Consider the following 7095-nt stretch of genomic DNA (forward strand, 5'->3'; position numbering starts at 1 on the left):
AAATTCGCTATCTCTTATTCGAACTTCTTGGATAAGTACAGAACTAAATCATCATTATTTTGAATAGTAGCATTCATTTCCAAGGGTTGATTTCGATACCAGACACCTGTCCCATCTGGAATGTAGCCCCGTCTGATATACAATCTCTGGGCAGGGCCATAGCCTAAGTGCAAACCTACACCAAGAGTGACCTTACTCGAAACAAACTTGACTCGTTTTTCTGCTTCTTCTAGCAATTGATTCCCAATCCCTTGATTTCTAAAAGGCTCAAACACATTAAAATCTGATAATTCTGGATAGACTTCTGCAAAAGGACCATGTTTAGCCAAAGGTAAAATGGTAACGTAGCCCGCTACAGCACCATCAATCTCTGCAACTAAGACTTCTCTCTCCCCACTTTCCTGTTCCAGAAAATATCTAGCCAAAATTTCCTCTCTACCAGGCCAACCTTGATTCATAAAGCCATGAGATAAGGATTCAATATCAGACTTAATCATATTTCTAATCGTACAATTCATCTTTGACTTACCCACCTTTACTCTTTCTATTACTATTATAGCACGCCAAGGTCAGAAAAAAACTATCTCGTGAAAAAAGACCCGTCGGGGTCTGAAAAAGAGGTCCACTGAACCTGAAAAAAAGACCCACCCGGGTCTTAATTCGCTTTCTTGTTTTCAAGCTCATGAAAAAGAGGTCCCCCGGACCTCTTTTTTAATCTTCGTTTACGAAAGGCATCAAAGCCATTACGCGAGCGCGTTTGATAGCTGTTGTTACTTTACGTTGGTTTTTAGCTGAAGTTCCTGTTACACGACGAGGAAGGATTTTCCCACGTTCTGAAACGAAACGGCTAAGAAGCTCAGTATCTTTGTAATCAACATATTCAATTTTGTTTGCTGCGATGTAATCAACTTTTTTACGGCGTTTGAATCCGCCACGACGTTGTTGAGCCATGTTTTTTCTCCTTTATAATTTTAGTTGTCCATTAGAATGGTAAATCATCATCTGAAATATCCAATGGGTTTGTTGCTCCAAATGGATTTTCATCACGTGAAAAGTCTGGTACTGAATTTGTAGGCGCTGAATAGTTTGCAGTTGGTGCAGAATAAGCTCCACCTGTGTGACCCTCACGCACACTACGGCTTTCCAACATTTGGAAATTCTCAGCCACGACCTCTGTCACGTAGACACGTTGTCCTTGCTGGTTATCGTAACTACGAGTCTGGATACGACCTGTCACCCCGATAAGTGAGCCTTTTTTAGCCCAGTTAGCAAGGTTTTCAGCCTGTTGGCGCCACATAACGACATTGATAAAATCAGCCTCACGTTCGCCATTTTGACTCTTAAATGTACGGTTTACTGCAAGAGTAAAAGTCGCAACTGCTACATTTGATGGGGTATAACGCAACTCAGCGTCACGTGTCATACGCCCTACAAGTACAACATTGTTAATCATAGTTTACCTTCTTACGCGTCAATTTTGACGATCATGTGACGAAGAATGTCAGCGTTGATTTTTGAAAGACGGTCAAACTCTTTAAGAGCTGCATCGTCGTTTGCTTCAACGTTAACGATGTGGTAAAGTCCTTCACGGAAATCTTGGATTTCGTATGCAAGACGACGTTTTTCCCAAGTTTTTGATTCAACAACAGTTGCACCGTTGTCAGTCAAAATAGAGTCAAAACGTGCTACCAAAGCGTTTTTAGCTTCTTCTTCAATGTTTGGACGAATGATATAAAGAATTTCGTATTTAGCCATTGATATGTTCCTCCTTTTGGTCTAATGACCCCAAGACTTTGCAAGGGGTAAGTGAGGTTCGCTCACAATAAACTATTATACTAGAAAAAATTTTTTTACGCAAGTAAAAACTCTGGAATTCGAAAAAACGCCACATGGGCGTTTTCCTGTTCTTATGGTTTAATACGGTGTAACATACGTGGGAATGGAATGGCTTCACGGATATGTTTTGTTCCTGCTGCGAAGGTTACCATACGCTCGATACCGATACCAAATCCACCGTGTGGAACTGTACCGTATTTACGAAGGTCAAGGTAGAATTCATACTCTGTACGGTCCATGCCAAGTTCATCCATCTTAGCGACAAGGGAATCATAGTCTTCCTCACGCATAGAACCACCGATGATTTCTCCGTAACCTTCTGGAGCAAGCAAGTCTGCACAAAGCACGCGCTCTGGATTTCCAGGAACTGGTTTCATATAGAAGGCCTTGATGGCTGCTGGGTAGTTCGTGACAAAAGTTGGCACACCAAAGTGGTTTGAAATCCAAGTTTCATGTGGTGAACCAAAGTCATCACCATGCTCAAGATGTTCGTAGTCAGCGTCTTCATCATTCTCATGTTCTTGCAAGAGGTCAATGGCTTGATCGTAAGTGATACGTTTGAATGGCTCTGCAATGTAGCGTTTCAAGAGCTCTGTATCACGTTCCAAGGTTTCCAAGGCTTGAGGCGCACGGTCAAGAACACCTTGTAGAAGAGCTTTCACATAAGCTTCTTGCAAGTCAAGCGACTCATCATGTGTCAAGTATAAGTACTCTGCATCCATCATCCAGAACTCGGTCAAGTGACGGCGCGTTTTTGATTTTTCAGCACGGAAAACTGGACCAAAGTCAAAGACACGACCAAGAGCCATAGCACCTGCTTCTAGGTAAAGCTGACCTGATTGGCTCAAGTAGGCTGGCGTTCCGAAGTAGTCCGTTTCAAAGAGTTCTGTTGAATCTTCTGCCGCATTTCCTGAAAGAATTGGGCTGTCAAATTTCATGAAACCGTTCTTGTCAAAGAACTCATAAGTTGCATGGATAATAGCGTTACGGATTTGCATCACGGCCACTTGCTTACGAGAACGGAGCCACAAGTGACGGTTGTCCATCAAAAAGTCTGTACCGTGTTCTTTTGGTGTGATTGGGTAGTCTTGAGATTCACCGATCACTTCGATGTCTGTGATGTCCAACTCATAGCCAAATTTAGAACGTTCGTCCTCTTTGACAATACCTGTCACATAAACAGACGTTTCTTGGCTCAAGCGTTTGATGACATCAAACTTCTCAAGTCCTACTTCTTCACCAAATTTTTCGACAAAGTTTGGTTTAAAAGCCACACCTTGGAAGAAGGCTGTTCCATCACGCAATTGCAAGAAGGCAATTTTCCCTTTTCCTGATTTGTTGGCAACCCAAGCGCCAATCGTCACTTCCTGACCAACATAGTCTTTTACATCAATAATCGTTACACGTTTTGTCATTATTTTTCCTTTTTCTTTTTTATTCTTTATGGCAAACCACTTCTATATTGTTCCCATCTGGGTCAATCACAAAAGCAGCGTAGTAAATCGGATGCTCACTGCGATAATCAGGAGCCCCATTGTCTCGCCCACCTGCCTCTAAACCAGCCTCATAACAAGCCTGAACTTCTTCCTTATTTTCTGCTAAAAAAGCAAAGTGAATAGGATCTTGTGTCCCCTGAGCCAGCCAAAAATCACCACCAGGATGAGGGCTGTTCGGGGCAAGAAAACTGATTAGAGAACTAGTCTTAAAAGCCAATTTATAGCCCAAAGGAGCGAGAAAACTCTTATAAAATCCTTCTGAAATTTGTAAATCCTTTACCTTAATCTCAAAATGATCAATCATTCTCACTACCCATAAATGCTTTCAAGCGTTTAACTGCTTCTTTAAGCGTGTCTAGGTCTGTCGCATAGCTGAGGCGGACATTTTCTGGTGCTCCGAATCCTGCTCCTGTTACCAAGGCCACTTCGGCTTCTTCTAGGATAGCGGTTGTAAAATCTGTCACATCTGTATAGCCTTTCATCTCCATAGCTTTTTTGACATTTGGGAAGAGATAGAAAGCTCCTTGCGGTTTGAGCACTTCAAATCCTGGCACCTCAGCAAGAAGGGGATAGATGGTATTGAGACGTTCCTCAAAAGCCTGACGCATGCTTTCTACAGTATCTTGCTCACCTGATAGAGCCTCAACTGCTGCATACTGGGCTACTGCTGACGGATTCGAAGTTGTTTGACCTGCAATCTTGGACATGGCAGCAATAATGTTTGCTTCTCCAACGGCATAGCCAATCCGCCAACCTGTCATGGCATAGATTTTAGACACACCATTGATGACCACTGTTTGCTTGCGAATTGCCTCAGATAGGCTAGAAATCGGTGTGAACTCATGACCATTATAGACCAAGCGCCCATAGATATCATCTGCTAGAATGAGAATATCCTTTTCTACAGCCCAGTTTCCGATTGCCAAGAGTTCCTCACGGGTGTAAATCATACCTGTCGGATTGGATGGCGAATTCAGCACCAAAACCTTGGTCTTGTCTGTGCGAGCTGCTTCTAACTGCTCTACGGTCACCTTAAAGTGATTATCTTCCTTAGCAGGAACAAAGACTGGCACACCTTCTGCCATCTTGACCTGGTCTCCATAGCTTACCCAGTAGGGGGTTGGGATGATAACTTCATCACCTGGATTGACCACAGCCATAAAGAAGGTATAGAGAGAATATTTGGCTCCAGCAGCGACTGTCACTTGATTTGGCGCTACAGAATAGCCGTAAAAGCGTTCAAAGTAAGTATTGACCGCTGCCTTGAGCTCTGGCAGGCCTGAGGTTACTGTATAAAAAGAAGCACGCCCATCTCGAATCGATGCAATGGCGGCATCTTGGATATTTTTTGGAGTAGTGAAATCTGGCTCACCCAAGGTTAGAGACAGGATATCTCTTCCCTCAGACTTGAGTGCTTTGGCACGAGCTCCAGCAGCCAAGGTCACACTTTCTTCCATTTCTAAAACACGGTTGGATAGTTTCATAGGCCCTCCTTATTGACCAATACTCCTGTTTCAAAATCTACTAGATAAAAATCAGAGCCTGACTTGACTTCCCAGATTGGTTTGTCTTGATAACGGCCAAAGGTAATCTTGTCAATCTCGCCAGCTCCTTTTTCCTTCGAAACAGCTTCTGCTTTTTCTTGTGAAACACCTTGATTTAGCTGATAAACGTAAATCTTGTGGTCATCTTTTCCAATCAGGACAGCAAGTGCTTCTTGTTTTTTATTACGGCCAAGAACGCTATAATAGGATTCCAAGCCATTGTATAAGTCAACCTGATCAGCCTGCTCTAATCCTGCATACTGCTGAGCTAATTTTTCTCCTTCACTTTTAGCTGTTTGATAAGGTTTCATACTCAGAAACACTAGATACAGAAAGGAAGCACTGATAACCACAAACAAAATCGTCATCCCTAGACCATACTGCCACAGTAGATTATTTTTTGCTTTGTTTTGTCTTTTTTTCACTCGTCTATTTTACCATCTATTGGGCTTTATTACAAGTGAATGCAAGAACAATCGCACTTTATTTCTTCCTTCAAACAAAACCGATTTTGAAAGTGAAACAGTTCTTACTTTTTCAGTCACAAATGACTAGAGTTTCCGAAATTTTACAATTTTCAAATAAACTCTGAGCAAATTTCTTGCAAGTTGTTTTGCTTTGTTGTAATATATTTTATAACAACGAGAAAATTCTCGTAAATTTAAGAAAAAGGAGACACATCATGTCTAAAAAAGTATTATTTATCGTCGGATCACTACGCCAAGGTTCTTTCAACCACCAAATGGCGCTCGAAGCTGAGAAAGCACTTGCTGGTAAAGCGGAAGTTAGCTACCTTGATTATTCAGCCCTTCCTCTCTTCAGCCAAGATTTGGAAGTTCCAACTCATCCAGCTGTAGCTACTGCTCGTGAAGCGGTTCTCGCTGCGGATGCTATCTGGATCTTCTCTCCAGTCTACAACTTCTCTATCCCTGGAACAGTAAAAAACTTGCTTGACTGGCTATCTCGCGCCCTTGACTTGTCTGATACACGTGGCGCTTCTGCCCTTCAAGACAAGTTTGTCACCGTATCATCTGTAGCCAATGCCGGTCACGATCAACTTTTCGCTATTTACAAAGACCTCTTGCCATTTATCCGTACACAAATCGTTGGTGATTTCACTGCTGCACGTGTCAATGACTCTGCTTGGGCAGACGGAAAATTGGTTCTTGAAGAAACAGTCCTAAACTCACTTGAAAAACAAGCGGAAGACTTGGTCAATGCGATCAAGTAACTAACATAATAAAAGCGAACAAGACTACTTTTCTGACACTCAGAAGACTAGCTTGTTCGCTTTTTTTCTCATTTATAAACTAAAATAGCTGATGATACATATTGCCAAATACAAAATATCTGATTTCTATACTTCCTTAACAAAAACCAATTCCTGTGGCTGGGACAGATCTTCTCGGTAGGTAAATCCTGCAAAGCTTAAGCGACGAGCTTCCTCCACCGTCTGTACTTGATTTTCTATCAGGGCTGTCAGGAAGGCACCACGCGCTTTCTTGGAAATGGTTGAGTGAATTTTCAGCTGACCGCCTCTATCCTCCATAAATTTGAAGATCACCATTTTTTCTCTGATTTCCTTAGAAAATACCGTCTCAAACTCGGACGACAAGAGGGAGAAAATCACTTCTTCCTGCTTCACAGCTTCATCATAGGCTGCCTTCCAATGACTCTTTAAAGTCTTACCAGCGACTTTTAACTTCATCAAAAAGTCCAAACGGTGAGGGGCCATAGATGACAAGGCTGGAACGACACCGTACAAAGCCGAAGTAATAAAGACATGATTTTCAAGATAGGCTTGTTCCGCCTCGGTCAACTTATCTCGCTTGATATGGCGGTACATAAGCCCATCAAAAAGTTTAAGAGCTGGGTAGTGTTGAGCAGTTTGCCTTTTCAAAGCTTGGATATTTTGACATTCTTCCGCAGCCTTCTCGGCTGATACCTTATAAAAACTCTCCAATTGACTAGCAGAATAGAGGGCCAAGGCATCCAGCACGGCCTGACTTTCTGGTATTAAAGGTGTTGCCTCGATACTCGGCAAGTCTGTGTTCATTTCTTTTGCTGTAGGGATTAAAATTTTCATATTGATAGTGTAGCATATTTTTTAGCCACAACCAAGAAATTCATCTGATACTCAATGAAAATCAAAGAACAAACTAGGAAACTAGCCGCAGGTTGCTCAAAGTACAGCTTTGAGGTTGCAGATAAAGCTGACG

At 42.2% G+C, this 7095-nt stretch carries 10 protein-coding genes; 1 reads left to right on the top strand and 9 read right to left on the bottom strand.

What is annotated here, in order from left to right; translation table 11 throughout:
* Positions 1–14 precede the first annotated feature (14 nt).
* The 8 genes from HT719_RS02335 to HT719_RS02370 form a co-directional block, all read right to left on the bottom strand.
* Entirely contained in the window at positions 15–518 is a 504-nt protein-coding gene (locus HT719_RS02335; protein ID WP_172926033.1) for a GNAT family N-acetyltransferase, read from the bottom strand.
* A 193-nt stretch (positions 519–711) separates the two neighbouring features.
* Entirely contained in the window at positions 712–951 is a 240-nt protein-coding gene (gene rpsR, locus HT719_RS02340) for a 30S ribosomal protein S18 (protein ID WP_000068664.1), read from the bottom strand.
* Positions 952–982: 31 nt separating this feature from the next.
* Positions 983–1453 carry a single-stranded DNA-binding protein SsbA gene (gene ssbA, locus HT719_RS02345; protein ID WP_000609606.1) on the bottom strand — a complete coding sequence of 157 codons (471 nt, stop codon included), beginning with the start codon at positions 1451–1453 and terminating at the stop codon, positions 983–985.
* An 11-nt stretch (positions 1454–1464) separates the two neighbouring features.
* Positions 1465–1755, bottom strand: a complete 291-nt coding sequence (gene rpsF / locus HT719_RS02350; RefSeq protein WP_001151785.1) for a 30S ribosomal protein S6 — start codon at positions 1753–1755, stop codon at positions 1465–1467.
* Positions 1756–1907: 152 nt separating this feature from the next.
* Positions 1908–3254, bottom strand: coding sequence for an asparagine--tRNA ligase (gene asnS / locus HT719_RS02355; RefSeq protein WP_172928116.1), 1347 nt, complete (start codon positions 3252–3254; stop codon positions 1908–1910).
* Positions 3255–3270: 16 nt separating this feature from the next.
* Positions 3271–3636, bottom strand: coding sequence for a VOC family protein (locus HT719_RS02360; protein ID WP_000565214.1), 366 nt, complete (start codon positions 3634–3636; stop codon positions 3271–3273).
* Positions 3629–4816, bottom strand: coding sequence for a pyridoxal phosphate-dependent aminotransferase (locus HT719_RS02365; RefSeq protein ID WP_000777796.1), 1188 nt, complete (start codon positions 4814–4816; stop codon positions 3629–3631). Before HT719_RS02365 ends, HT719_RS02360 begins: the two co-directional genes overlap by 8 nt.
* Complete coding sequence (locus HT719_RS02370) at positions 4813–5301, bottom strand: DUF5590 domain-containing protein (protein ID WP_000747244.1); 489 nt, start codon at positions 5299–5301, stop codon at positions 4813–4815. Before HT719_RS02370 ends, HT719_RS02365 begins: the two co-directional genes overlap by 4 nt.
* A 257-nt stretch (positions 5302–5558) precedes the next feature.
* Here HT719_RS02370 and HT719_RS02375 point away from each other — a divergent pair, with 257 nt between their 5' ends.
* Entirely contained in the window at positions 5559–6107 is a 549-nt protein-coding gene (locus HT719_RS02375) for an NADPH-dependent FMN reductase (RefSeq protein WP_000039623.1), read from the top strand.
* A gap of 126 nt (positions 6108–6233) precedes the next feature.
* Here the strand turns inward: HT719_RS02375 and yaaA are convergent, their stop codons facing one another.
* Entirely contained in the window at positions 6234–6962 is a 729-nt protein-coding gene (gene yaaA, locus HT719_RS02380) for a peroxide stress protein YaaA (RefSeq protein ID WP_023933180.1), read from the bottom strand.
* Positions 6963–7095: the final 133 nt, after the last annotated feature.

Origin of the sequence: Streptococcus sp. k-378, from assembly GCF_013277505.1 — a bacterium.
Taxonomy (GTDB): domain Bacteria; phylum Bacillota; class Bacilli; order Lactobacillales; family Streptococcaceae; genus Streptococcus; species Streptococcus pseudopneumoniae.

Coding starts and splice junctions, on each gene's coding strand:
- HT719_RS02375 (WP_000039623.1), top strand. CDS start 5,559: ATGTCTAAAAAAGTATTATTTATCGTCGGATCACTACGCCAAGGTTCT.
- HT719_RS02365 (WP_000777796.1), bottom strand. CDS start 4,816: ATGAAACTATCCAACCGTGTTTTAGAAATGGAAGAAAGTGTGACCTTG.
- rpsR (WP_000068664.1), bottom strand. CDS start 951: ATGGCTCAACAACGTCGTGGCGGATTCAAACGCCGTAAAAAAGTTGAT.
- yaaA (WP_023933180.1), bottom strand. CDS start 6,962: ATGAAAATTTTAATCCCTACAGCAAAAGAAATGAACACAGACTTGCCG.
- rpsF (WP_001151785.1), bottom strand. CDS start 1,755: ATGGCTAAATACGAAATTCTTTATATCATTCGTCCAAACATTGAAGAA.
- HT719_RS02360 (WP_000565214.1), bottom strand. CDS start 3,636: ATGATTGATCATTTTGAGATTAAGGTAAAGGATTTACAAATTTCAGAA.
- HT719_RS02335 (WP_172926033.1), bottom strand. CDS start 518: ATGAATTGTACGATTAGAAATATGATTAAGTCTGATATTGAATCCTTA.
- ssbA (WP_000609606.1), bottom strand. CDS start 1,453: ATGATTAACAATGTTGTACTTGTAGGGCGTATGACACGTGACGCTGAG.